The sequence below is a fragment of the Salinicola sp. MIT1003 genome (genome assembly GCF_001858555.1).
Classification (GTDB): domain Bacteria; phylum Pseudomonadota; class Gammaproteobacteria; order Pseudomonadales; family Halomonadaceae; genus Salinicola; species Salinicola salarius.
In genome coordinates this window covers 1-25183 of sequence record NZ_MCAP01000013.1, presented here as the reverse complement: position 1 = coordinate 25183, position 25183 = coordinate 1, and the positions used below count along the sequence as shown (strand labels likewise).

Below are 25183 nucleotides of genomic sequence, written 5' to 3'. Positions count from 1 at the left end.
AGACAAGCCGTCGTTGACGCCATCTCTCGGCCCTTCGACAATAAGTCTTCGCGACGGGGAGGAGCGCATGAACGTTGAGCAGTTGGATATCCGAAGCCATATGGCGCAGTTCGCGCCGTTCGACAATCTCCCCGATGCGTTGCTCGATCGCATTGCCGGCGAGGTCGAGATTCGCTACTTCCAGGCCGGCAGCGAGCTGCTGGTCAAGGATCAGCCGATCGACTCCCTGTGGTACATCCGCAGCGGCGCGGTCGAGATGTATCAGCGCAGTGGCCGGCTTTTCAATCGCCTGAGCGAGGGCGATATCTTCGGCTACTCGGATCTGATGCGCAGCAACCGCCGGGTGCGCTACCCGGTCAGCGCGATCGAGGACACGCTGATCTATTTCATCCCCGGCGATGTCTTCGAGACGATCTGCGAAGAGGACGACGACTTCGCCGAGTTCGTGGAGACCGGTGGCCAGCGTCTCAAGGTGACGGTGGAACAGCAGCGCGACGACAGCGGCCTGATGACGACCCGGGTGCGCAAGTTGATCAGCCGGCAGCCGCAGATGGTCGAAGCCTCCACGTCCCTGCAGCAGGCGGCCCGGCAGATGCGCGATGCCAACGTCACCTGCGTGCTGGTGGTGGACGTCACCGAGACGCAGTCCGCTTATACGTTCACCGGGCGTGACGGCCGATACTGGCAGCTCAACGGTATTCTCACCGATCGCGACTTCTGCACCCGCGTGCTGGCGGAGGGCAAGTCGTCCGACACGGCAGTGGGCGAGGTGATGTCGCGAAAGTTGATCGTGACCCAGTCCGACGAGTCGGTCTACGAAGCGATGCTGAGCATGCTGCGCAACCAGGTTCACCATCTGCCAGTGCTGCATCGTCGCCAGCCGGTCGGCGTGCTGCATCTTTCCGATATCGTTCGTCACGAGACCCACAGCAGTCTGTTTCTGGTCAACAACATCTTCGTTCAGAATACGCCGGAACAGCTTGCGAGGCTGTCGCCCGAGGTTCGCACGGGGTTTGTGCGCATGGTCGCCGACGGCGCCAATTCGGAGATGGTCTGCCGGGCGCTGGCAACAATTGGCCGGGCTTTCACGCAGCGCCTGATCGAGCTGGCGGAAGCCGAGCTGGGCCCGGCACCGATACCCTACTGCTTCATGGTACTGGGGTCGATGGCGCGGGAGGAGCCGACCATCAATGCCGACCAGGACAACGCGCTGGTTCTCCATGACGACTACGATCCCGAGCGGCACGGAGAGTATTTCGAGGCGCTGGCCAGGTTCGTCTGCGATGGCCTCGACGCCTGCGGCTATCCGTACTGCAAGGGCGACGTGATGGCGACCAATCCGCGCTGGCGAAAGCCGCTGGCGGTCTGGAAGCAGTATTTTACCGAGTGGATGGACGAGCCCAACGGCGAACGGCTGCTGCACAGCTCCATCTTCTTCGACCTGGCCCCGGTGCATGGCGAGGCGCCCATGGTCGAGTCGCTGCAGGATCTGATCGCCGAACTGGCCCCTCAGCGCCCGGTGTTTCTCGCGGCGTTGGCGCGCAATGCCAAGAACCGGACACCGCCGCTGGGCTTCTTCCGCAAGTTCGTCATGGAGCAGGATGGCGAGCACCGCAAGTCGATCAATCTCAAGCGCCGTGGCACCGCGCCATTGACGGATCTGGTGCGCGTCCATGCGCTGGCCTGCGGTTCGAAAGCCCAGAACAGCTTCGCTCGTCTCGACGATATCGCCCAGACGAAGCTGTTGGCGGATGGCGTCACCGAGCGTCTACGCTATGCCTTCGAATTCATGTCGATGGTGCGCATTCGCCATCAGGCCGATGCGATCGAGCGGGGCGCCGAGCCCGACAACAGCATCGATCCGGAAAACATCGACAGCCGTGAGCGTCATCATCTCAAGGATGCCTTCGAAGCGATCAGCAACGCCCAGAAATTTCTCTCCTTCCGCTACACCATGCCGTCCAGGCAGGGGGCGTCGAAGGGTGCTGCCCAGTCGGGCGGCAAGGCCTCGTCCCGGAGTCGTCGCTGATGCCGCGCCTGGGCTCGAACGGAAGCTCTCGGCCGAACTGGCCCGACTACATGGCAGCCCGCGCGCAACAGACCGGTGTGCCGCGGCTGGCCAGCTTCTTCGCGCAGGGTACGCTGGACCCCGACATGCCGATCGGCGAGGCGCCGCTGGTGGCCATGGACTTCGAGACCACCGGCCTGGACGGCAGCCGTCACGACATCGTCAGTGTCGGCGTGATGCCGTTCACCCTGTCGCGAATCCGTCCCGCGGATGGCAAGTACTGGGTATTGTCGCCGCGGCGCCAGTTGAGCGATGAATCGGTGGCCTTTCATCACATCACCCACGCGGAAGTGGCGGATGCCCCCGATTTTGCCTCGATCATCGACGAGCTGCTGGCCCTGCTCGCCGGCCGGCTGGTCGTGGTGCACTATCGCCAGCTGGAGCGGACTTTCCTCGATGCCGCGATTCGGGAACGGCTGGGCGATGGCCTGCTGATGCCGATGATCGACACCATGTCGCTGGAAGCACGGATTCATCGCCAGTCCTGGTGGGCCAGGCTGCGGCGCTGGGCGGGGCGGCCCATGGCCTCGATTCGTCTTCACGAGAGTCGCCAGCGCTACCATCTTCCCGCCTATACCGGGCACCACGCTCTGGTGGACTCGCTGGCCACGGCGGAACTGCTGCAGGCCCAGATTCTCTATCACTACGATTGGGGCACGCCGGTCAGCGCGCTATGGCGGTAGGCCGGCACGAGCCGGGAAGGGGATAACGAGACTTCAACGCAAAACGGGCGGCTCCATGAGCCGCCCGCTTTTTTCGATTCACCGTCTACGATGCCATCAATAGCGGGGTTCGGAACGCAGCCCCTGAATGATCGCATAGCATGCGGCCAGCAGAACGATGGTGAACGGCAGGCCGGTAGCAATGACCGCGGCCTGCAGTGCCGTCAATCCGCCGCCCAGCAGTAGCGCGATGGCAATGGCACCTTCGATCAGCGCCCAGAACACGCGCTGCGGCTTCGGTGCGTCGACCTTGCCGCCGGCAGTGATCGAGTCGATGACCAGCGAGCCGGAGTCGGAGGAGGTAATGAAGAACACCATGACCAGAATGATGCCGACGAACGAGGTGATCGTCGTCAGCGGCAGCTGGCCCAGCATGGTGAACAGCTGCAGCTCCAGCGCGGCATTCTTGACGCCTTCGAAGCCCTGGTTGGCAAGCTGGTCGATCGCGGTGTCACCGAAAGCCGTCATCCACAGAACGGAAACGACGGTGGGCACCAGCAGCACGGCGATCAGGAACTCGCGCACCGTACGACCCCGGCTGACGCGGGCAATGAACATGCCGACGAACGGTGACCAGGAGATCCACCAGGCCCAGTAGAAGGCGGTCCAGCCATGGACGAAGTTGGTATCGTCACGGCCGAACGGGTTGGAGAGCGCCGGCAGGTTCGTGATGTAGGACACCATGTTCTCGAAGAAGCCGGTAGCGATCAGCAGCGTCGGGCCGACGATGATCACGAACAGCAGCAGCAGGAAGGCCAGGCCCATGTTGATCTGCGATAGGCGCTGGACGCCCTTGTCGACACCCAGCATGACCGACGTCAGCGCAACCAGCGTGATACCGATGATCAGCAGCACCATGGTCACGTCGGTATTGGGGATGCCGAACAGGTAGTTGAGGCCGGCGGAGGCCTGGGAAGCACCGAGACCCAGAGACGTCGCCAAGCCGAACAGCGTGGCGAACACCGCCAGGATGTCGATGACGTGACCCGGCCAGCCCCAGATCCGCTCACCCAGAATCGGGTAGAAGATCGAGCGCATGGTCAGCGGCAGGCCCTTGTTGAAGGAAAAGAGAGCCAGCGACAGCGCGACGACCGCGTAGATGCCCCACGGATGCAGGCCCCAGTGGAAGATGGTGGCAGCCATGGCCAGGGATTGCGCGGCGGCCTGATCGCCTTCTGCGCCCCCCAGCGGTGCCCAGGAATCACCGGAAATGGACGTGCCGAAGTGCGTGATCGGTTCGGAGACGCCGTAGAACATCAGCCCGATACCCATGCCCGCTGCGAACAGCATGGCAAACCAGCCGGCATAGCTGAAATCCGGTTTGGCATGCAGGCCACCGATTCTCACCTTACCCAGCGGTGTGAAGATCAGTACGACGGAAACCAGCACGAAAATATTGGCGGCGAACAGGAACAGCCAGCTCAGGTTGTCGGTCAAAAAGCCTTTCGCCCCGTTGAACAGCGGGCCCATCTGATCCGGCAGCGCCAACGTGATGATGACGAAAAACAGAATCAGCAGCGACGAGATCGAGAAGACCTTGCCGTGCAGATCGACGTTGAAACCAAACTTGTTGGTCTGGATATTGTCCTGCCCAATCACATAATCGGTATCGATGAGATTGGCGGGACCCTCGGGTGCCGGTATGCCTTCTTGCGGCGCATCCGGCTGATTGTCGGTGTCTTGAGCCACTAGCCGTCTCCATTCTTTGATGAGTCTATTCAAGGTCGCACTCGCGTGGCGAATGGCGACGATCCCTTGCGCTCCCTTGCGTCGTTCGGGCGTCATGCCAGAGAGCGCTCGGCCGGTGGGCAGAACTCTCAGTCTGACGTATCCGCGGGAACACGCAAGTTGCCAATTATCCTGAATCAAGTCGGTCGTTCCAACCGTCTCGAAGTAATCTTAGCGCTTCCTGCCGCAGATACGGTGAAAGACGTCGCCAATGGCAGCGTTCGGCACGGGAGGGAAGGCCGGATGCAGTATGGGAAGCCGATAAGCGCAGGCGCTTTTCAGGCAAAGGTCTAGACCAAGGTCAGAGTGAAGGCCGCCGCTCTTCTCCCTTATAGTCATGGCCATATTGAAACGAATGTTTGAAGCCCGCCGGGAGAGTTCCAATGGCCGATTATCGTGCACCGCTCGAAGACATGCGCTTCGTTCGCGACGAAGTATTCCATGCCGAGCAGGAATGGCAGGCGATGCCGTCCACCGCCGAACTCAACGCCGAACTCGCCGATGCCATCCTCGAAGAGGCCGGGCGTCTTGTCGAGGCCGAGCTGTTTCCGCTCAACCAGCGAGGAGATGCCGAAGGCTGCCACTTCGAAGGCGGCGAGGTAAGGACGCCGGCCAGGTTCAGGGAGGCGTTTCTCGAGTTGGCCCGAGGCGGCTGGTGCGGGCTGGGAGGCAATCCCGACCATGGCGGGCAGGGTCTGCCGAAGCTGCTGACGCAGGCCTTCGACGAAATGCTCTATGCCAGCAACGCGAGCTTCGCCCTCTACCTGGCGCTCAACAACGGTGCCGGGCTACTGCTCGATGCCTATGCCGACGAGGCCGCCAAGGCGCTCTACCTGCCGCGGCTCTACGCCGGAGAGTGGCTGGGCACCATGTGCCTGACCGAGCCGCACTGCGGCACCGACCTGGGGTTGATCAAGACCCGCGCCGTGCCCGATGGCAGCGGCGGCTACGCCATTACCGGCAGCAAGATCTGGATTACCGGCGGCGAGCACGACCTGACCGAGAATATCGTCCATCTGGTGCTGGCCAAGCTGCCGGAGGCGCCCGCAGGCGCCAAGGGCATCTCGCTGTTTCTGGTGCCCAAGCGACAGGTGCTGGAGGACGGCTCGCTTGGCGGTGCCAACGGTGTGGTTTGTGGCGGCCTCGAACACAAGATGGGCATCAAGGGCAGCGCCACCTGTGTCATGCACTTCGAAGCGGCCAGAGGCATCCTGATCGGCGAGCCGCACCAGGGGCTGGCGACGATGTTCACCATGATGAACTATGAGCGGCTTTCGATCGGCCTCCAGGGGCTGGGATTGGGCGAGATGGCCTATCAGGGCGCGATGGCGTTCGCCCGCGAGCGACGCCAGAGCCGGGCGCCCGGCGGCGCTGCCGAGCCGGACCAGACTGCCGATCCGATTCTCGTCCACCCTGACGTGCGGCGCATGGCGCTCGACGCCCGTGCGTGGAATGAAGGGGGGCGACTGTTCGCGGCGTTCGTGGCGAGCGAGCTCGACCGCGCCAAATACCATCCCGATGCCGAGGTGCGCGAAGCCTCGGCGGATCTGATCGCGTTATTGACCCCGGTAGCCAAGGCGTTCCTGACCGATCGTGGCTTCGCGGCCACGGTGGAGGCGCAGCAGCTCTATGGCGGCAGCGGTTACTGCGTCGAATGGGGCGCGGAACAGTACGTGCGCGATGCCCGTATCGCGATGATCTACGAAGGTACCAACGGCATCCAGGCGATGGATCTGGTCGGACGCAAGTTGACGCGCAACCGGGGGGCGTACGTGAAGCGCCTCGCCGAGCGGATGCGGGAAGATCTCGGCGGCGGCGAGGATATCGAAGCGTCGCCGCTACAACCATTCCGGGAGGCGGCGGTGCGTGAACTGGAGAGGCTCGAGCGGGTCAGTGCCGCGCTGATCGAGGCCGCCGGGAAGGATCCGGCTGCCGCGGGCGCGGCGGCCCACGATTATCTGCATCTGCTGGGCCACGCGCTCTATGCCTGGATGTGGTTCAAGGCCGCCCGCGCGGCGCATCGCGGTCTGTCCGGGAACGGCCCGGCCGGGAAAGACTTCTATCAGGCGAAGCTGGTCGTGGGGCGGCACTTCCTGGAGCGCCAGTTGCCGCGAAACGAGTCGCTGGAGCGTCAGATCGCTGCCGGCCCGGAAGGGCTGATGGCACTGGATCGGCATCTGTTCTAGTTCTGCCACCCTCTCTGCCGGTTGTCCCGGCCCCGCCAATCCCGGCTTCGTCGATCCCGTCCCCATCGACCCTGGCCGTGCGGCGCGCACCGAGCGCCGCCGCTTCGTGTCTCATCGCTGTGTCGGTTCGAGGACTTTTCGAGCCGACCTCGGCGGCCTGCCAATGTCCCCATGCACTCTCATGAAGCGCCAATCGTAATGGCGTTATCTTTTTGCTCAAAAAGGGTGCAATGACTGCGCAGCTTCGGCAGTGAATGCACCATTAACGACAATTTGGCGCTGCCCAAGGGATTTCGTTTGCACCAATTTCTGGCTCATTGACGGAATTTACCGTGCTTTTCGCTCTTTTTTGTATACGAGAATCACAAGGGTGGCGATCAAGGCACGAAAAATGCATAAGGTTCTTCGATCGATAGTCGCGTCTGGTGCACGGCTATCCACGACATCAGGCCGATCACCAAGGGTCATGACCAGGAGAACCCAATGACAACAACCTCCCTTCGCAAGTTGATTGCCGGTTCCAGCATCGCGCTGGGGCTGACCGGTTTCGGTAGTGCTGCCATTGCCCAGGAACAGACGCAGGACAATGGCCCGATTCGTGTCGGCATTCTGCATTCGCTCTCCGGCACCATGGCCATCAGCGAGTCGACGCTCAAGGACGAAATGCTGATGCTGATCGACAAGCAGAACGACGCTGGCGGTCTGCTCGGTCGCCAGCTCGAGCCGGTGGTGATGGACCCGGCATCGGACTGGTCGCTCTACGCCGAACAGGCTCGCGACATGCTGACCGGCGACGATCGCGTCGACGTCATCTTCGGCAACTGGACCTCCGCATCCCGCAAGGCGGTGCTGCCGGTGGTGGAGGAGCTCAACGGGCTGCTGTTCTACCCGGTGCAGTACGAAGGCGAGGAGTCATCGGAGAATATCTTCTACACCGGCGCCGCACCCAATCAGCAGGCGATTCCGGCCGTCGACTACCTGATGAGCCAGGGCGTCGAGCGCTGGGCGCTGCTGGGCACCGACTACGTCTACCCGCGCACCACCAACAAGATCCTCGAAGCCTATCTCAAGGCGAACGGCGTCGCCGGCGACGACATCATGATCAACTACACGCCGTTCGGTTTCAGCGACTGGCAGTCGATCGTCTCGCAGGTCAAGGATTTCGGCAGCCAGGGCAAGAAGACCGCCGTCGTCTCGACCATCAACGGCGATGCCAACGTACCGTTCTACAACGAACTCGCCAACCAGGGCATTTCGGCGGGCGACATCCCTGTGGTGGCTTTCTCGGTGGGCGAGCAGGAGCTGACCGGTATCGATACCGCACCGCTGGTTGGTCACATGGCGGCGTGGAACTATTTCATGAGCGTCGACAGCGACGCCAACTATGACTTTATCGACGACTGGGTCACCTACACCGGCAATGACGAAGCGGTGACCAACGATCCGATGGAGGCGCATTACATCGGCTTCAACATGTGGGCCCAGGCAGTCAAGAAGGCCGGGACCACTGATGTCGACGCGGTCAAGGATTCGATCATCGGCGTGACCGTGCCCAATCTCTCGGGCGGCGCTTCCACCATGATGCCCAACCACCACATTACCAAGCCGGTGATGATCGGCGAGATCCAGGACGACGGGCAGTTCAGCGTGGTCTGGCAGACGCCGACGACGGTTGCCGGCGATGCCTGGTCGGACTACCTGCCGGACTCCAAGAACCTGATCAGCGACTGGAGAGCACCGCTGCGCTGCGGCAAGCTCGACGTCGAGTCGATGACCTGCGAAGACGGCCCGGGCGCCGAATGAAGCCAGGCCGCCGGCGCTCGAACGGGCGCCGGCGGCATCGAGCAGAACCTGGGGCGGACACCGCACCGAAAGGGCGGTGTCGAGGAACGAACATGATCAAGACTCAACACTTGGCAGGCCGTTGTCTGACGCGCCTGCTGATGCATTCCGTGCTGCTGTGCCTGCTGATGGCATGGGGCCTTTCCGTTAGCCAGACGGCGGCGGCCGCTGTCAGTGATGCGCAGGCCCGAGCGCTGCTGGAAGCGCTCGACACGCGCAGCTTCCAGGCCAAGGGCGACGCCGCCCAGGCGATCGCCGAGAGCGGCGCCGAGCAGAAGACGCGCTGGCTGCAGGCACTGCTCGACGGCCGCCTGGGCAAGGAGCGTCGCGGCGAGCGTTTCTACATCATCACCGATGACAGCGGCCGCGAGTGGCCGATCATCGATGCCATCACGTTCGAGGACGCCGGTACCGGCACACGACGCACGGTCGAGGCGTTCAAGATCAACAACGATCTGCGCACCCGTATCCAGGGGCTGCTGGCCTCGCTCTCCCTGAGTGCCGGCGACGAGGCCTCTCGGCTGGCGGCCGCCGGGCGTATGATCGGCGAAGTCACGGCCGACAACGCCGATAGCGTTCGCGCCATGCGCGACGACGAGGAGAGCCAATCCGTTCGCGGCCAGCTCGATGTCGCGCTGGCGCTCTACGATGTCCAGCAAGGCGATATCGACGCGTTAGAAACCCTGCGCGGCAATCTCGATACGCGGGTGCGCAACACGTTGACCCCGATCGCCGCCGGTGATTCCGAGCTCGCCGCCGAGGCGCAGTCGGTCCTTGGCGGCATCGAGAGCAAGCGCGCCTGGTACGACCGTGCACAGACGCTGTTCTTCGGCCTCAGTGCCGGTTCGATTCTGGTGCTGGCGGCGATCGGTCTGGCGATCACCTTTGGCGTCATGGGCGTGATCAACATGGCCCATGGCGAGCTGATCATGATCGGCGCCTATACCACCTGGCTGATCCAGCAGGCACTACCGGGGCAGCCGGGACTGGCGCTGGCGCTGGCCATTCCCGGCGGCTTCCTGGTTGCCGGTGCGTTCGGGGTGGTGATCGAACGCACCGTGATTCGCTTCCTGAAAGGCCGTCCGCTGGAGACGCTGCTGGCCACCTTCGGCCTCAGCCTGATCCTGCAGCAGCTGGTGCGCAGCGTGTTCTCGCCGCTCAATCGTCGCGTCACCTCGCCGGACTGGCTGCAAGGGGCGTGGCAGATCAACGAGGCGCTGTCGTTGACCCTCAACCGGCTGGCGGTGCTGCTGTTCTGCCTGGTGGTCTTTGCCGGCCTGTGGGCGCTGATGCGCTATACCCGGCTGGGGCTGGAGGTGCGTGCGGTAACCCAGAACCGGGCGATGGCCCGCGCCATGGGCGTACGTGCCACCCGTGTCGACATGCTGACGTTCGGGCTGGGTGCTGGCGTCGCCGGGCTGGCGGGGGTCGCCCTGTCCCAGTTGACCAACGTCGGCCCCAACCTGGGGCAGGGCTATATCGTCGACTCCTTCCTGGTCGTGGTCTTCGGCGGGGTCGGCAACCTGTGGGGAACACTGGTGGCCGGCATGTCGCTCGGCGTGATCAATCAGGTGCTGCAGCCCTGGGTCGGCGCGGTACTGGCCAAGATCATCGTGCTGGTCGGCGTGATCATGTTCATCCAGAAGCGCCCGCAGGGCATCTTTGCACCCAAGGGGCGGACCTCATGACGACCCAAACCTTATTGCACGAACGTGATCGGTCGCGTCAGGCGTTCCTTTCCCGCTCGACGCTGTTGACCAGCCTGGTGCTGATCGTCGGCATGCTGGTGGTGCTGGTATTGAACGCCTTGCCGGAATCGAGCGTCTGGCACGTCAGCAACGCGACGGTATCGCTGCTTGGCAAGTATTTCACCTACATGCTGCTGGCGCTGGCAGTGGATCTGATCTGGGGCTATCTCGGCATTCTCAGCCTGGGACATGGCGCCTTCTTTGCCCTGGGCGGCTATGCGATGGGGCTCTATCTCAACGCGCAGACCTCACCGCTGCCCGGCTGGCAGTCGATCATGGCCTACTTCCCGGTGGCGGCACTGGCGATCCTGCTGGCGCCGGGTCTGCTGGCGCTGGTATTCGGCTGGCTGGCGTTTCGCTCGCGGGTGACCGGGGTCTACTTCTCGATCATCACCCAGGCGCTGACCTTCGCGCTGATGCTGGCGTTCAATCGCAACGAGATGGGCATGGGCGGCAGTACCGGGCTGACGCGTTTCTATGAACTGCTGGGCTTTTCGCTCGCGAGCGAAGGGATGACCGTGGCGCTGTTCGTGGCGTCCGGCATGGCAGTGCTGCTGGCGTTCTGGCTGTGTCGAGCGATCACGGTGTCACGCCTTGGCCGGGTCAGCGTGGCGACCCGCGATGCCGAGGCCCGGGTGCGCTTCATCGGCTACCGGGTCGACCACGTCAAGCTGGCGCTATTCGTGGTCTCGGCGATGATCGCCGGGGTGGCCGGTGCGCTCTACGTTCCCCAGGTGGGGATCATCAATCCCAGTACCTTCGCGCCGCTGTTCTCGATCGAGGTGGTGGTATGGGTGGCGCTCGGCGGGCGGGCGACGCTCTATGGCGCGCTGCTGGGGGCGCTGGTGGTCAATTACCTGAAGACGGTACTGACCGGGGTGATGCCGGATGCCTGGCTGTTCATTCTCGGGGGACTGTTCGTGCTGGTCACGATGCTGCTGCCGCAGGGCATTGCCGGGGTGATCTCGGCCTGGCGCGGGAAGCGTCGCGATGGAGAAGAGCAGGATCGACAGGAGGTAAGCGCATGAGCGTGATCGATAGCACTCGCTTCGACAGGTTGCGGGAGTTCGCCCGTCCGGATCGTGTTTTCGACTTCATGGCGCCGGCGCAGTCTCCGGTGGACGTGCGCCACGGCCCGATTCTCTACCTGGAGGACGTCAGCGTCAGCTTCGACGGCTTCCAGGCCATCAATCGGCTCAACCTGACCATCGATGACGGCGAGCTGCGCTGCATCATCGGCCCCAACGGGGCCGGCAAGACGACGATGATGGACATCATCACCGGCAAGACCCGGCCGGATCACGGCCAGGTCTGGTTCGGCAGCCGCCACAATCTGCTGACGCTGGACGAACCGCAGATCGCCAATCTGGGAATCGGCCGCAAGTTCCAGAAGCCCACGGTCTTCGAGGCACTCGACGTGACCGAGAACCTGGAACTGGCGATGGCCGGCGACCGACGGGTCTGGAAGACCTTGCTGGCTCGTCTCGACCGGGAAGGCCAAGCGCGTATCGACGAGGTGCTCGAGACCATCGGCCTGGCCTCGGCGCGGCATCGCCTGGCCGGCGTGCTGTCGCACGGGCAGAAGCAGTGGCTCGAGATCGGCATGCTGCTGATGCAGCGGCCCCGCCTGCTGCTGGTGGACGAGCCCGTCGCCGGCATGACCGAGCCGGAGATGCACCGCACCGCCGAGTTGCTGACGCGCCTCGCAGGCCAGCAGTCGGTGGTCGTCGTCGAACACGACATGGGCTTCGTGCGTTCGATCGCCAGGCAGGTCACGGTGCTCCACCAGGGCAGTGTGCTGGCGGAAGGGACCATGGACGAGGTCGCCAGCGACCCGCGGGTGATCGAGGTCTATCTCGGCGGCGACGAGGAGGCGGCCTGATGCTGAGCGTCGACAAGCTCAATCAGTACTACGGCGAAAGTCACATCCTCCGCGACCTGTCGCTCGAGGTGCCCGCCGGCCGCTGTACCTGCGTCATGGGACGCAACGGCGTCGGCAAGACGACGCTGCTCAAGACGGTGATGGGCGAGGTGGCGGCGCGCAGCGGGGCGATTCGCTTCGACGGCGAGGAACTGCTCAAGCGAAGACCCGAAGCGCGGGCGGGCTTGGGGATCGGCTATGTGCCCCAGGGGCGTCAGATTTTCGCCACCCTTTCGGTCGAGGAGAACCTGCGCATCGGCCTGCCGGCGAGAAGAGACAGGCAGCGCCGGATTCCCGAGCGTATCTACGAGCTGTTCCCGGTGCTCAGGGAGATGCGCTATCGTCGCGGTGGCGACCTCTCCGGCGGCCAACAGCAGCAATTGGCGATCGGTCGGGCGCTGGTGCTCGACCCCAGGCTGTTGATCCTCGACGAGCCGGGCGAGGGCATTCAGCCCAACATCGTCGCGCAGATCGGCGAAGTCATCCGGCGTCTCAATCGCGAGGATGGCCTGACCGTGCTGCTGGTCGAGCAGAAACTGCCTTTCGCCCGGCGGTACGCCGACAGGTTCATGATCATGGATCGTGGCCAGGCGGTGGCCGGTGGCGATATCGCCGAACTGAGCGACGACCTGATCAAGCGACATCTGACTGTATGACGGTAGATCCTTCATGCCACTGGCAGGCGGCCCCCGCCGATTCGGGGCACCGGTTCGATGCGACCCGGCGTTGGGAGGCGTCGCTGTCGCTCGCGTTTGCGGTTCGCACCATGGACGCGGCATCCAACGGCGCGGCGCCAATGAGGCGCACGCGATTGACCCGAGCGCGACATCACGGCCCCTTGCGGGTGCAGCGGTCGTTCTATCCGGAATCGCCCCGGGCCGGGCTGGCCGATCCGTGCCATGTCTACCTGCTGCATCCGCCGGGGGGACTGGTCAGCGGCGATGCCCTCAAGATCGACGTGAACGTCGAGGCTTCGGCGCATGCCGTGCTGACCACGCCGGCGGCGACCAAGCTCTATCGGGCGGACAGTCACGGCGTGGTCTGGTCCCAGACCAACCGGCTCGAGGTCGAGGATGGCGGGTTGCTGGAGTGGCTGCCCCAGGAAACGATCGCCTTCGACGGTTCGAAAGGGGAACAGCGCACCGAGATCTCGCTGACGGGCAATGCGCGCTGCCTGGGGTGGGAGATCATGGCGCTGGGGCGTCCGGCCAGCGCTCTCCCGTTCGAGAGCGGTCGCATCGAGCAGCGCTTTCAATTGCTTCACGACGGTCGGCCGCTATGGCTCGAGCGGCAACCGCTGGACCCGCTGCACCGGCGCTTTTCGGGGCGGTGGGGGCAGGGCGGCGCGACGGTCCAGGCGACACTGTGGGCAGCCGGCCTGACGGATCCGAGCCAGGCGGTGAAAGCGGTGCGAGACGCGCTGTCGGCAAGCCCGAACTGGGCCGTGACCCAGCGTCATGGCGTGCTGCTGCTGCGTTATCTCGGCGATTCGCGCAATGAAGCGTGGGCGCTTTGCCAGGCGGCCTGGCATGTGCTCAGGCCGCTACTGGTCGGCCGCGAGGCGTGCGAACCGCGGATCTGGTACACGTAGTCATCATGCCGACGGCGACGGATACTGGTCGAAGCAGCCCGACGCTGTCGTTTGCGCTGCCTGAAGCCGGCGCATCATTGCAATGCTCGTAGCTCGTAGCTCGTAGCTCGTAGCTCGTAGCTCGTAGCTTACAGACAGGACATCGATATGGAACTGACACCCCGAGACAAAGACAAGCTGCTGCTGTTCAGCGCCGCGCAGCTGGCGGAACGGCGCCGGGCCCGTGGGCTCAAGCTCAACTACCCGGAGGCGATGGCGCTGATCAGCTTCGAGATTCTTGAAGGGGCGCGTGACGGGCGCAGCGTGGCCGAGCTGATGAGCTTCGGTCGCGAGATCCTGACCCGCGAGGACGTCATGGACGGTGTCGCCGAGATGATTCATGAAGTGCAGGTCGAGGCGACCTTCCCCGATGGGACGAAACTGGTAACCGTTCACGATCCCATCGTCTAAGCGCACTGGAATGGCTGCGCTCGGCCATACCGCGTTGAATCTCGGCTCCCCATGCTCATTGAGCACCCAGTCAACTCCGCTGGCTCGCCGAGATTCGCCTTGTCTGGCCTTCGCTCGCTCATTCCCTCGGTCACTGCGGTTTAGTAAACAAGAAGGACGGTAAGCATGATTCCCGGTGAAATGCAGATTCAGGACGGCGAGATCGAGCTCAATGCCGGTCTCGAGACGCTCACGCTGGCGGTGGCCAATACCGGTGACCGGCCGGTGCAGGTGGGCTCTCACTATCACTTCGCCGAAACCAATCCGGCGTTGACCTTCGATCGCGCCAGGGCCCGGGGTTACCGTCTCGATGTGCCGGCGGGGTCGGCGATTCGCTTCGAGCCGGGACAGACCCGTGAGGTAACGCTGGTGCCCTACGTCGGCGAACGCCGCATCTACGGTTTCCGTGGCGACGTCATGGGCTTGCTGGATGGGTCCGCTGAAAACGACGGGGGTATCAACTGATGGTCAAGATCACCCGACAAGCCTATGCCGACATGTACGGCCCGACCATCGGCGACCGGGTACGCCTGGGCGATACCGAACTGTGGATCGAGGTCGAGCGCGATGCCACCGTCTACGGCGACGAGGTCAAGTTCGGCGGCGGCAAGGTCATCCGTGACGGCATGGGACAGAGCCAGCGACACGACGATTCGGTCATGGATACGGTCATCACCAATGCCCTGATTCTAGACTGGTGGGGCGTGGTCAAGGCGGATGTCGGCCTGCAGAAGGGCCGGATCGCCGCCATCGGCAAGGCCGGCAACCCCGACGTGCAGCCGGGCGTCGACATCGTCATCGGTCCGGGCACCGAAATCATCGCTGGCGAGGGCAAGATCCTGACTGCCGGCGGTATCGACGCGCATATCCATTTCATCTGCCCGCAGCAGGTGGAAGAGGCGCTGATGAGCGGCGTCACCACGATGCTCGGCGGCGGTACCGGGCCGGCCACCGGCTCCAATGCTACCACCTGTACGCCGGGCGAATGGCATCTGGGCAAGATGCTGCAGGCGGTCGATACCCTGCCGATGAACATCGGCCTGCTCGGCAAGGGCAACGCCAGCCTGCCCGAAGCCCTGGAAGCGCAGATCGTCGCCGGTGCGATCGGGCTCAAGCTGCACGAGGACTGGGGCACCACTCCCGCGTCGATCGACAATTGCCTGAGCGTGGCGGAACGATACGATGTCCAGGTGGCGATCCATACCGATACGCTCAACGAATCCGGCTTCGTCGAGGACACGATCGCCGCGTTCAAGGAACGCGGTATTCACACCTACCACACCGAAGGCGCGGGCGGCGGCCATGCGCCCGATATCATCACCGCCTGCTCGAAGGACTACGTGCTGCCGTCGTCGACCAATCCGACCCGGCCGTATACGGTCAATACCATCGACGAGCATCTCGACATGCTGATGGTTTGCCACCATCTCGACCCGAACATTCCCGAAGACGTGGCCTTCGCCGATTCGCGCATTCGCCGCGAGACCATCGCCGCCGAGGACATCCTCCACGACATGGGCGTGATCTCGATGATTTCGTCCGATTCGCAGGCGATGGGGCGGGTCGGCGAAGTGGTCTGCCGCACCTGGCAGACTGCCCACAAGATGAAGGTGCAGCGTGGCCTGCTGCCGGAAGACGAAGCGCTGGGCGCAGACAATTTCCGTGCTCGACGCTACATTGCCAAATACACTATCAACCCGGCGCTGACCCATGGCATCGGCCACGAAGTGGGATCCGTCGAAGTCGGCAAGCTGGCGGACCTGGTGCTGTGGAGCCCGGCATTCTTCGGCGTGAAGCCGGCGCTGATCATCAAGGGCGGCATGATCGCGGCCGCACCGATGGGGGATGCCAATGCGTCGATTCCGACACCGCAACCGGTACACTATCGGCCGATGTTCGGCGCTTTCGGCAAGGCCGCCAGTGCGACCCGCTTGAGCTTCGTCAGTCAGGCGGCGCTGGATGCCGGGATCAAGGCAAGGCTGGGGCTGGAGAGCGAGCTCGTTGCGGTCAGGCAGGTACGGGGCGTGCGCAAGAGGGACATGAAGCTCAACGATGCCTGCCCGCATCTCACCGTCGATCCGCAAACCTACGAAGTGCGTGCCGACGGCGAGCTGCTGACCTGCGAACCGGCGACCGAACTACCGCTGGCGCAGCGTTATCATCTTTTTTGAGTGGGATATTCAACCGTCGGCCAGGGCACTTTTTCGATTATCTATCGTCTGGTTATTCCGGGTGCCCGGTATTGGCCTTCATGAGGCGAACAGACATGTGGAAATTGATTGAACGGCTGGAGGCGACGTCCGACGCCGAGGCCCTCGACAGCGTAACGCTACCGTTCGAACTGCGAATGCGGGGACGGTTGAAGGCGATCAGCAATGGCGGGCGCGAGATCGGCATTTTTCTGGATCGCGGACCGGTGCTGCGGGATGGGGCGCTGCTGCGCGCCGAAACCGGCGAGATCGTCGCCATCCGGGCCGCCGATGAGTCTGTCGTGACGGCATCGGTCCCGTCCGGCCTGGCGCTGGCCCGGCTCTGTTATCACCTGGGTAACCGGCACGTGCAACTGGCGATCGGCCACGGCGAAGGGGGCGGCTGGGTACGCTTTCCGCCGGATCATGTTCTCGAGGCGTTGGCCACGAGACTGGGCGCGACGCTGGAGCGACACAAGGCGCCGTTCGATCCCGAGCCGGGCGCCTACGCCGAGGGTCTCGGTCACGGACATGGGCACGATCATGGTCATCATCACGATCCCGCGGACGGCCATGGGCAGGTCTACGACCTCCAGCCACACCTGGCCCACCGTCATGGTCATAACCATGAGCATTGAGCGGTGGTAGCCGATGCGTGAACGTGATCCGCTGGCGCTGATGGGATTGATGCAATTGGTCAGTCCGGCCTTGCCGATCGGTGCCTTTGCCTGGTCACAAGGTCTCGAGAGCGCCTTCGAACTGGGCTGGGTGAGCGACGAAGAGAGTCTGGATGCGTGGTTGTCCGGCGTGCTGGAAGATGGTCTGACGTCATGTGAGCTGCCGGTTCTGGCTCGGCTTCAGGCCGCCTGGACGGTGGGAGATCACGAGTCGCTGCAGTACTGGAACGACTGGCTCCAGGCCAACCGCGAGACCGCCGAGCTGGCAGAGGAAGACCTGCGTCTGGGGCAGGCGCTGGCCCGCCTGCTGGATGATCTCGATCTGTTGCCGGCTTCCGGCTGGTTACCGCAGCGCCCGGCCTACGTCACGCTGTTCGCCTGGCTGGCCCATCGGCGCGGCATTGCCGTGGAGGATGCCCAGCTCGGCTTTGCCTGGGCATGGCTGGAAAACCAGCTGGCGGCTGCCTGCAAGGCGCTGCCATTGGGGCAGACGGCGGCGCAGCGGCTCATCGAGCGGCTTCGGCCCGAACTGGCCGGTGCCGTCGAAACGGCCAATCGGCTAATGGATGCCGAGCTGGGTCCGGCCCTGCCGGGCCTGGCGCTGGCAAGCGCGCTGCACGAGACCCAGTATTCACGGCTGTTCCGCAGCTGACGAAGACGCCGTCCGAATACCGCGATTCATTCAGCGTCTTCGGACGAGACAGCAGTTGAAGGTGAAGGGAATAGGAGAGCAACAAGATGAAGCACTGTTTACGCGTCGGTGTCGGCGGTCCGGTAGGCTCCGGGAAGACTGCGCTGCTCAAGCAGCTCTGTCTGGCGCTGCGCGAGCACTACGATATCGCCGTGGTGACCAACGATATCTATACCCGCGAGGATGCCGATTTCCTGCTGCGCCACGATGCCTTGGCCGCGGACCGCATCATCGGCGTGGAAACCGGGGGTTGCCCGCATACCGCGATTCGCGAGGATGCCTCGATGAATCTGGCGGCCATCGATGACCTTCACTCGCGCCATCCCGCGCTGGAACTGGTGCTGGTGGAATCCGGCGGCGATAACCTGGCCGCCACGTTCAGTCCCGAACTGTCGGACCTGACGCTTTACGTGATCGACGTCTCCGCCGGCGACAAGATTCCACGCAAGGGCGGGCCGGGCATCACCAAGTCGGATCTGCTGATCATCAACAAGATCGATATTGCCGATTACGTTCACGCGTCGCTCGAGGTGATGGAGCGCGACGCCAAGAAGATGCGCGGCGAACGTCCTTTCGTATTCACCAATCTGCACGACGGCGTCGGTGTCGAGACGATCGTTCGTTTCATTCTCGATCGCGGCATGCTGCCGGATCGACGCAGTGAGGCGTGCCGAGCCATCGAGGATCAGGCGTTGCTGAGCGCCAACTGACTTGCGTCCGTATCATTCAAGGAGAATCATCATGATGTCATCCACCCTCACTGCTCGACGTCTGGCCTGGCTGGCCGCGCCGGTGGCGATGCTGGCTGCCTCGGCGGCCATGGCGCACCCCGGCGCGCTGCCGCACACCCACGGCGGCAGCTTTCTGGCCGGCCTGATGCATCCGCTGTCCGGCCTCGATCATCTGCTCGCCATGCTGGCGGTCGGGCTGTGGAGCTGCCGTCAGGCATCCGCACTGCGCCGTGCCATGCCGCTGCTGATTGCGCTGGGCATGGTCGCCGGTGCCGGGCTCGCCTGGGGTGGCGTGCCGCTGCTGGGCATCGAGTTCGGTATCGCCTCCAGCGTTCTGCTGGCAGGGGTGTTGCTGGCCAGTCTGGTCAAGCTCCCCAGCGCGCTGGGCGGAACGCTGGTCTTCGCGTTCATCCTGCTGCACGGCCACGCCCACGGCAGCGAGCTCGCACCGGGCGCGTCGGCGGCGCTCTATGCGCTCGGCTTCGTCATCGCCAGTGTGGGTATCACGCTGCTGGGTCGCTTGACCGGCAGTTGGCTGATGCAGCGCGACAACCGCTGGATGCGCGGTATCGGTGCCGCTATCGCCGCCGCCGGCGGTGCGCTGATGCTGGGCTGATTGTCGGCCGAGCCGCGTCGTATCAGAAACGGAACAGTTCTCTGGGGCCTTCGGGTCCCAGCCTCTGGAAGCCGCCCGACTTGGGCGGCTTTCTCTATTGAACCCGGTTGCCTTCGATCTTCGGCCGGTCGTTCCGGAGCCGCGCGCTTCGTGATGATCGATCAGTGCCGCGGATGACGTACCCGGCGGTAGCCGGCATTGATGAAACAGTAGCCGCCATAGGCGATGAGGCCGACGGCCACGGCGCCCAGAAGCCAGTCGCCGAAGGGCTGATGAGCCAGCAGGTCCAGGGCCGCGCCGAGACCTTGCGCGTCGCCGGGCGAGAGACGCCACGCAGCTAGTGCGAGCAGCCCACCGATCAGCAGGAAGGTGACACCGCGGGCCGCCAGGCCGAGCCGGGCGATGGCCTCGAGCAGGGGTAGGGGTGGGTTGGGTCGGCTTTGCAGATGCCAGTTCTTGCGATAGGCGCGTCGCCAGGCGCGCACCAGTTGATGGAAACCGACGCCGACGAAGACGAGGCCGATGGCCAGCAGCAGCCAGCGGCCGCCCGGAATTCCCATGAGCCGTTCGGTGTTCTGGGAGGATCCGCTGCCTTGGGACTGGGAAAGGCTGTGAAAGATCAGCGTGGCACATTGCCAGGCCAGCGTGGCATAGAGGCCGCCACTGATCGCGAACCCCAGCCGTTGAAGCCAGCCTTTCCAGTCGTTGCCCTTGCGCTCGGTATCCCAGAACGCCTGGGCCAGACGCCACAGGACGTAAGCGGTGAGCCCCAGGCCCATCAGCGCCAGCAGCACGCGTCCGAACGGCCACAGCGCGATTTTGCGAATGACGTCCGAAGCGCCACTTTCGCTGCCGCCAAGTCCTATCGTGGTGAGTAGCGCCAGCCAACCGATCGTCAGGTAGATGATTCCCTTGGCGACATAGCCTGCCGATGCGGTATGTTGCAGCCACTCGCGCAGGCTGAAGTGAATCCTTTTCATGCCGTTCCCTATGATTGAGCGCTACTAGCCTAGAAGAGAAAATGGCTTCGCGATACGGCGGCCGGGCCTCAACGCTCGGTGCGGTATGATTCTATGGCGCTTCGGACTTGCGGCGCCAGACACTTCAGGGACGAGTCTCCTCGAAGGCGAGACCCTTCAAAGACGAGACTCTTCAAAGGCCAGATTCTTCACAGGCCAGACTTTGCAAAGGCTAGACACATCGATGAAACATTATGTCGTCCGCCCACGTTCGGGTAAGGGATGGATCCTGACCCTGGCGTTCGTGGCGCTGATCGCTCTGGGGCTGTGGCCGGTGATCGGCTGGTTCAACCAGCCGCGGCTATGGCTGGGGCTGCCCTGGCTCGCAATATGGACCTACGTGATCGTGCTGGGGTGCTGGCTGGCCATGCTCCTCGCCAATCGCTGGTTGCGGGTGCCATCACATGACGACTAGTCTGTTGCCGCTGTGGATCACCCTGGGGTACATCGGCGTTGCGCTGTTCATCGGGTTGCGCGCCCGTGGCGGGCACCTGATGGATAGCCTGGAGGAGTGGGGCGTTGCCGGGCGAAGCATGGGGCCGATAACGCTCTATCTGCTGATCGCGGCGGGCAGCATCAGCGCCTACACCTTCATGGGCGCGCCCGGCTGGGCCTACAGCAAGGGCGTTGCCGTCTTCTACGTGGTGATCTATCTCTCCTATCTGGCGCTGGTGGCATGGTATTGCGGCCCCAAGGTGTGGGCCTTCGGCCAGCGTTTCGGGCATGTCACCCAGGGCGCGGCGATCGCCGACCGCTACCAGAGTCCGCTGCTCGGCGGGTTGGCGGCCCTGGTGATGTCGATCGGCTCGCTGGCCTATGCGGTGCTCCAGACGATAGGGTCCGCCTATATCCTGTCGGTGATGAGCGGTGGGCGGATCCCGGTCTGGGCCGGCGTGATCGTGATTCTGAGTGTCATCGCGATCTATCTCTATGTCAGCGGTCAGCGGGCCATCGGCCTGACCAACGCCTTTCAGGGCATCCTGATGCTGGTCGTGGCCTGGACGGTCGGGCTGTGGGCGGCTCATCACGCTACCGGCGAGATGGGGTTCGCAAGCGTCTTCGAGCGCCTGGCTGCCGAACGGCCGGCGTTTCTGACCCTGCCGGGGGCCGATGGCAAGATGAGTTTCGCGTTCTGGACCACGTCGATCATCGTCTCGATGCTCTCGTTCATGCCGCCGGTCTGGAGCCAGTGGATGAGCGCGCGTTCGGCCGACACGATCCGGCGCAGCGCGACCTGGCTGCCGACCTACTATATCGTCGTGCTGCCGATGGTGGTGGTGGGCTTCATCGGCATCACCGCGCTCCCCAATCTGGGCCGGGCCGATACCGTGGCGCTCGAATTCGCGCTGCAGAACCTGCCGAGCTGGCTGGTGGGTCTGCTGGGCGCGGGAACGCTGGCCGCTGCCATGTCATCCTGCGAGCCGTTTCTGCATTCGGTATCGATGGCCTATGCCAAGGATATCGCTCAGCCGCTGTTTCGCCTCGGCGATGCGGCCACCGCGCGCCTCGCTCGTCGCTTGCTGATTCCCATCATGGCGTTGATCGTGGCGCCGGTGGCGATCAGCGAGCCGAGCAATCTGATCATGATCCTGCTGGTGGGGCTGGGGTTCGCGACGCAAGTGTTGCCGGCCTTCATCGGCATGTTCCTGTGGACCCGCGCGTCACGGTGGGGCGTGCTGGCCGGGATCTTGAGCGGGTTCAGCGTGACGCTGGCGTTCACCCTGGTCTGGCCCAATCCGCTCGGCATTCACGCCGGGTTCTGGGGGTTGATGATCAACCTGCCCCTGTTCGTGATCGTCTCCTGCCTGACGCCGCCGGTGAGAGACGACGTGGTGGAGCGCTTCTTTGAGCTTGCCATCCCTGGCAGGCTCCCTTCGGGACGCCGCTAGGCGGCGTCGAAAATCGCTCCCGGCGATTTTCTGCCATCAGCGCGCCAACGCTTTCTAGATCGCCTTCGCCGCGCTGATCCCGCTGGCGGCGAGCGTCGATCAGACGACGTTCGTCGCCAGAATCTTGCGCAGAAACCGTTGCGTGCGCTCGTCCCTGGGCCGGCTGAACAATTCCGCCGGCGGTGCCTGCTCGATGATGCGGCCCTGGTCCATGAATACCACGCGATCGGCGACCTCACGGGCGAACTGCATCTCGTGAGTGACGACGATCATGGTCTGATGTTCCGCGGCGAGCTGCTTCATCAGTCCCAGTACTTCCTCCACCCATTGCGGATCCAGCGCGGAGGTCGGCTCGTCGAACAGGATCACGTCGGCGTTGGCCGCCATCGCCCGGCCGATGCCCACGCGCTGTTGCTGGCCGCCGGAGAGCGAGGCGGGATAGGCATCGGCCTTGTCGGCCAGGCCGATGCGCTCGAGAATCTCGCGGGCTCTGGCGTAGGCCTTGGCCTTGGGCATGCCGTCGACCACGATCATGCCCTCGGCGATGTTCTGCAGCGCGGTCTTGTTGGCGAACAGCGCATAGTTCTGGAACACGAACGCCGTGCGCCGTCTCAGCGCGAGGATCTGTTCACGGGTCGCCTGCGTCGCGTCGAAGCTGAGATCGCCAACGGTCAGATGGCCGGCATCGGGCGTCTCGAGAAAGTTGATGCAGCGCAGCAGGGTGGACTTGCCGGTTCCGGAGGGGCCGACGATGACGATGATCTCGCCGCGCTCGAGAGCGAGATCGATGTCGTCGAAGACGACATGGTCGCCGAATTGCTTGCGAATGCCCTTGAGTTCGATCATCGCTGATACGCCCGGTTGAGTCGTTGTTCCAGCCATTTTTGCACCCAGGAGAGTGCCTCGACCACGATCCAGTAGATCACCGCGACCACCAGGAAGGCCTCGAAGTAGAGAAAGCTGCCAGCGGCTTCCTTCTGGGTCGCCCCCATCAGCTCGGTGACGCCGAGGGTGAAGGCCAGCGATGTCGACTTGATCATGTCGATGAAGTAGTTCATCAGTGTCGGCGTGGCGACACGGGTCGCCTGTGGCAGCACGATCCTTCGCATCAGCTGTGCACGTGTCATGCCGATGGAGAGCGCCGCTTCGGTCTGGCTTCGGTCGATACCCACGATGGCGGCGCGGATCGACTCCGCCATGTAGGCGGAGAAATGGAGCGTCAGACCGAGAATGGTGGCGGTGATGCCGTTGATCGCGACCAGGAAGGTCAGTACCTGGGGCAGCCCGTAGTAGAACAGGAACAGCTGAACCAGCAGCGGCGTGCCGCGAAAGAACGAGATGAACAGCAGCGCAACGGCGTTGAGGCCGGGAATACGGGTCACCCTTACGATCGCCAGCAGGCACGCCAGTACCAGCGCACAGGCCATGCCGGCGGCCGCCATGGCAAGGGTCAGTGGCAGATAACCGAGAAGAATGGGCACCAGGCCCAGCATGTAGTCGAAATCGAGTGCGTGCATAGGGCTTGGTGCTCCGCGCTTGGCGACCTTGGGTAACGGAAAAGCCCATGACGCCGGTCAGCGTCATGGGCCGTCGATGCGAGATTCGGTCAGGGCTGGGTAATGTCGTTCCCGAACCATTTCTGAGAAAGTTGGCTCAATTTGCCGCTGTCGCGCAACTGGGCCAAGGCGTCGTTGATGCGGTTCCTCAGTGCCTCTCCCGCCTCGTCGTCACGGAACGGATAGGCGTTCTCGATTTTGGAAAAAGGCTGGCCGGCCAGCTGTAGCGGCAATGGCTTGTCCTTGATCACCTGAGAAGCGCTGACACGATCCATGACGAAGGCGTCGGCACGCCCCAGGGCAACGTCCTGCTCGATATTGGAGTCGTAAGTCTTGATCGTGATGTCATCGGCATAGGGAAGCTCGTTGAGCAACTGCTCGTAGTTGGAACCGAGATTGACCGCGACCGTCTTGCCCTTGAGGTCCTCGACGCCGTGGATGGCATCGTTACCCTTGCGGACCACGATCTGGGCACCATCATAGACATAAGGTTCGCTGAAGAGATATTTCTCCTGGCGTTCCGGCGTGATGGTGATCTGGTTGGCGATGGTATCGATCCGCCTGGAGTCCAGCATGCCGGCCAGCCCGGAGAAGCTGGCGGTCACGAACTGGACATCGTCGCCGGTGATCTCGCCGATCGCGTTCATCAGGTCGACTTCGAAGCCCTTGAGCTTGTCCTGTTCGACGTAGGTGAACGGGTAATAACTGCCCGACATGCCGACTCGCAGCGTATCCGCTTGAGCCGTCATAGCACTCAGGGAGGTTAGTGCCAGAGCCAGCGCCATTCGGCGCCATGGGAGAATTTGAGAGGGTCGTTTTGGCATGTGAGCAGATCCTTGACGGAGAGAAGAGGGTGAATGAATCAGCGTCATTGGTTGAATCCAGTGACGGCAGGATAGCGGAATTTCAATTTTGGTAATAAGAAAAATAATTTATATGCCCATTCGTTTGGGGCTATGGGACCGTCTATGGGCATCTATACCTAGGATCATAGACTATGGCTCCATTCTACGGACCCAGAGAGCAGACAAGCGAGGCGATCGGATGAATCGGCGAGCCCTCGCGTGACGCCCCGCGAGAGATTGCGGTGAAACAATCTGTACTGATCTTTGCTGTCTGTAATGTATTGATCTAACATTTGCCCAGTTCTTTCTGTGAAGGCTGCTGCAGGGACGTGACCAAGGGACTTGCGCTCGGCGTTGGTTAGTGGCATGGGCCAAGGAACGAGCCGAAAGGCTCAGGATCGCTCAGGAAGGGTTGGCGCATGGCTGGCGAAAGTGTTGCATGGTCTCTTTCGCCTCTGGCATTGAGTTCCATGGCACTCGTTTAGGCAGGTGTCCCGAAAGCCGGCGTCCTTCCGTCGGTTTTCTTCTCCAAGGAGGCTCGATCCTCTTCAGAGGATTCTCTCTTCTCTCCAACTCTTTCTCGATGCCGGTGTGGCTTGGCGGTCTCAATGACCAAGTGCAACACGTGAGCCATCAGGTACGGTGTTGCCATGACTTACTGCTATCGCCATCTCT

23 protein-coding genes are annotated in these 25183 nt (G+C 63.4%); 18 read left to right on the top strand and 5 right to left on the bottom strand.

What is annotated here, in order from left to right:
- The first annotated feature begins 67 nt into the window (after positions 1-67).
- Both BC443_RS07830 and BC443_RS07825 read left to right on the top strand, forming a co-directional pair.
- Positions 68-2029, top strand: coding sequence for a DUF294 nucleotidyltransferase-like domain-containing protein (locus tag BC443_RS07830; protein ID WP_071231299.1), 1962 nt, complete (start codon positions 68-70; stop codon positions 2027-2029).
- Positions 2029-2751 carry a 3'-5' exonuclease gene (locus BC443_RS07825; protein ID WP_071231298.1) on the top strand — a complete coding sequence of 241 codons (723 nt, stop codon included), beginning with the start codon at positions 2029-2031 and terminating at the stop codon, positions 2749-2751. The genes BC443_RS07830 and BC443_RS07825 overlap by 1 nt, the downstream gene beginning before the upstream one ends.
- A gap of 96 nt (positions 2752-2847) precedes the next feature.
- Here the strand turns inward: BC443_RS07825 and BC443_RS07820 are convergent, their stop codons facing one another.
- Positions 2848-4479, bottom strand: a complete 1632-nt coding sequence (locus tag BC443_RS07820) for a BCCT family transporter (RefSeq protein ID WP_071231297.1) — start codon at positions 4477-4479, stop codon at positions 2848-2850.
- Positions 4480-4901: 422 nt separating this feature from the next.
- Here BC443_RS07820 and BC443_RS07815 point away from each other — a divergent pair, with 422 nt between their 5' ends.
- The 14 genes from BC443_RS07815 (at position 4902) to BC443_RS07750 (ending at position 19199) form a co-directional block, all read left to right on the top strand.
- Entirely contained in the window at positions 4902-6704 is a 1803-nt protein-coding gene (locus BC443_RS07815) for an acyl-CoA dehydrogenase C-terminal domain-containing protein (protein WP_071231296.1), read from the top strand.
- A gap of 483 nt (positions 6705-7187) precedes the next feature.
- Complete coding sequence (gene urtA / locus BC443_RS07810) at positions 7188-8507, top strand: urea ABC transporter substrate-binding protein (RefSeq protein ID WP_071231295.1); 1320 nt, start codon at positions 7188-7190, stop codon at positions 8505-8507.
- Between the two features lie 92 nt (positions 8508-8599).
- Positions 8600-10234, top strand: coding sequence for an urea ABC transporter permease subunit UrtB (urtB, locus tag BC443_RS07805; protein ID WP_071231294.1), 1635 nt, complete (start codon positions 8600-8602; stop codon positions 10232-10234).
- Positions 10231-11322 carry an urea ABC transporter permease subunit UrtC gene (gene urtC / locus BC443_RS07800; protein ID WP_071231293.1) on the top strand — a complete coding sequence of 364 codons (1092 nt, stop codon included), beginning with the start codon at positions 10231-10233 and terminating at the stop codon, positions 11320-11322. Before urtB ends, urtC begins: the two co-directional genes overlap by 4 nt.
- A complete protein-coding gene (urtD, locus tag BC443_RS07795; protein WP_071231292.1) occupies positions 11319-12176 on the top strand; it encodes an urea ABC transporter ATP-binding protein UrtD in 858 nt (285 codons plus the stop codon). The genes urtC and urtD overlap by 4 nt, the downstream gene beginning before the upstream one ends.
- Entirely contained in the window at positions 12176-12871 is a 696-nt protein-coding gene (gene urtE, locus BC443_RS07790; protein WP_071231291.1) for an urea ABC transporter ATP-binding subunit UrtE, read from the top strand. The genes urtD and urtE overlap by 1 nt, the downstream gene beginning before the upstream one ends.
- Positions 12868-13806 (top strand): urease accessory protein UreD, encoded by a 939-nt coding sequence (locus BC443_RS07785; protein WP_071231290.1) that lies wholly within the window; start codon positions 12868-12870, stop codon positions 13804-13806. The genes urtE and BC443_RS07785 overlap by 4 nt, the downstream gene beginning before the upstream one ends.
- Before the next feature lie 147 nt (positions 13807-13953).
- Positions 13954-14256 carry an urease subunit gamma gene (locus BC443_RS07780; protein WP_071231289.1) on the top strand — a complete coding sequence of 101 codons (303 nt, stop codon included), beginning with the start codon at positions 13954-13956 and terminating at the stop codon, positions 14254-14256.
- A gap of 165 nt (positions 14257-14421) precedes the next feature.
- Positions 14422-14760 carry an urease subunit beta gene (locus BC443_RS07775; protein ID WP_071231288.1) on the top strand — a complete coding sequence of 113 codons (339 nt, stop codon included), beginning with the start codon at positions 14422-14424 and terminating at the stop codon, positions 14758-14760.
- The gene (gene ureC / locus BC443_RS07770) at positions 14760-16466 is read left to right on the top strand and encodes an urease subunit alpha (RefSeq protein WP_071231287.1); all 1707 of its coding nucleotides are present in this window, start codon (positions 14760-14762) and stop codon (positions 16464-16466) included. Before BC443_RS07775 ends, ureC begins: the two co-directional genes overlap by 1 nt.
- Before the next feature lie 95 nt (positions 16467-16561).
- The gene (gene ureE, locus BC443_RS07765) at positions 16562-17122 is read left to right on the top strand and encodes an urease accessory protein UreE (RefSeq protein ID WP_071231286.1); all 561 of its coding nucleotides are present in this window, start codon (positions 16562-16564) and stop codon (positions 17120-17122) included.
- A 13-nt stretch (positions 17123-17135) separates the two neighbouring features.
- Entirely contained in the window at positions 17136-17813 is a 678-nt protein-coding gene (locus BC443_RS07760) for an urease accessory UreF family protein (protein WP_071231285.1), read from the top strand.
- A gap of 86 nt (positions 17814-17899) precedes the next feature.
- Positions 17900-18562 carry an urease accessory protein UreG gene (gene ureG, locus BC443_RS07755; RefSeq protein ID WP_071231284.1) on the top strand — a complete coding sequence of 221 codons (663 nt, stop codon included), beginning with the start codon at positions 17900-17902 and terminating at the stop codon, positions 18560-18562.
- Between the two features lie 31 nt (positions 18563-18593).
- Entirely contained in the window at positions 18594-19199 is a 606-nt protein-coding gene (locus BC443_RS07750) for a HupE/UreJ family protein (protein WP_071231283.1), read from the top strand.
- Between the two features lie 161 nt (positions 19200-19360).
- Here BC443_RS07750 and BC443_RS07745 read toward each other — a convergent pair whose 3' ends face one another.
- Positions 19361-20179 carry a DUF1206 domain-containing protein gene (locus BC443_RS07745; RefSeq protein WP_071231282.1) on the bottom strand — a complete coding sequence of 273 codons (819 nt, stop codon included), beginning with the start codon at positions 20177-20179 and terminating at the stop codon, positions 19361-19363.
- A gap of 223 nt (positions 20180-20402) precedes the next feature.
- Here BC443_RS07745 and BC443_RS07740 point away from each other — a divergent pair, with 223 nt between their 5' ends.
- The gene (locus BC443_RS07740) at positions 20403-20633 is read left to right on the top strand and encodes a hypothetical protein (RefSeq protein WP_071231281.1); all 231 of its coding nucleotides are present in this window, start codon (positions 20403-20405) and stop codon (positions 20631-20633) included.
- Entirely contained in the window at positions 20623-22107 is a 1485-nt protein-coding gene (locus BC443_RS07735) for a sodium:solute symporter family protein (protein ID WP_071231280.1), read from the top strand. The genes BC443_RS07740 and BC443_RS07735 overlap by 11 nt, the downstream gene beginning before the upstream one ends.
- A 99-nt stretch (positions 22108-22206) precedes the next feature.
- Here the strand turns inward: BC443_RS07735 and BC443_RS07730 are convergent, their stop codons facing one another.
- The 3 genes from BC443_RS07730 to BC443_RS07720 all read right to left on the bottom strand — a co-directional run bounded on the left by BC443_RS07730 (position 22207) and on the right by BC443_RS07720 (position 24448).
- On the bottom strand, positions 22207-22953 hold the full coding sequence (locus tag BC443_RS07730; protein WP_071231279.1) for an amino acid ABC transporter ATP-binding protein: 747 nt from the start codon (positions 22951-22953) through the stop codon (positions 22207-22209).
- A complete protein-coding gene (locus tag BC443_RS07725) occupies positions 22950-23624 on the bottom strand; it encodes an amino acid ABC transporter permease (protein ID WP_071231278.1) in 675 nt (224 codons plus the stop codon). Before BC443_RS07725 ends, BC443_RS07730 begins: the two co-directional genes overlap by 4 nt.
- Positions 23625-23713: 89 nt before the next feature.
- Positions 23714-24448, bottom strand: a complete 735-nt coding sequence (locus tag BC443_RS07720) for an amino acid ABC transporter substrate-binding protein (protein ID WP_071231277.1) — start codon at positions 24446-24448, stop codon at positions 23714-23716.
- Between the last annotated feature and the right edge of the window lie 735 nt (positions 24449-25183).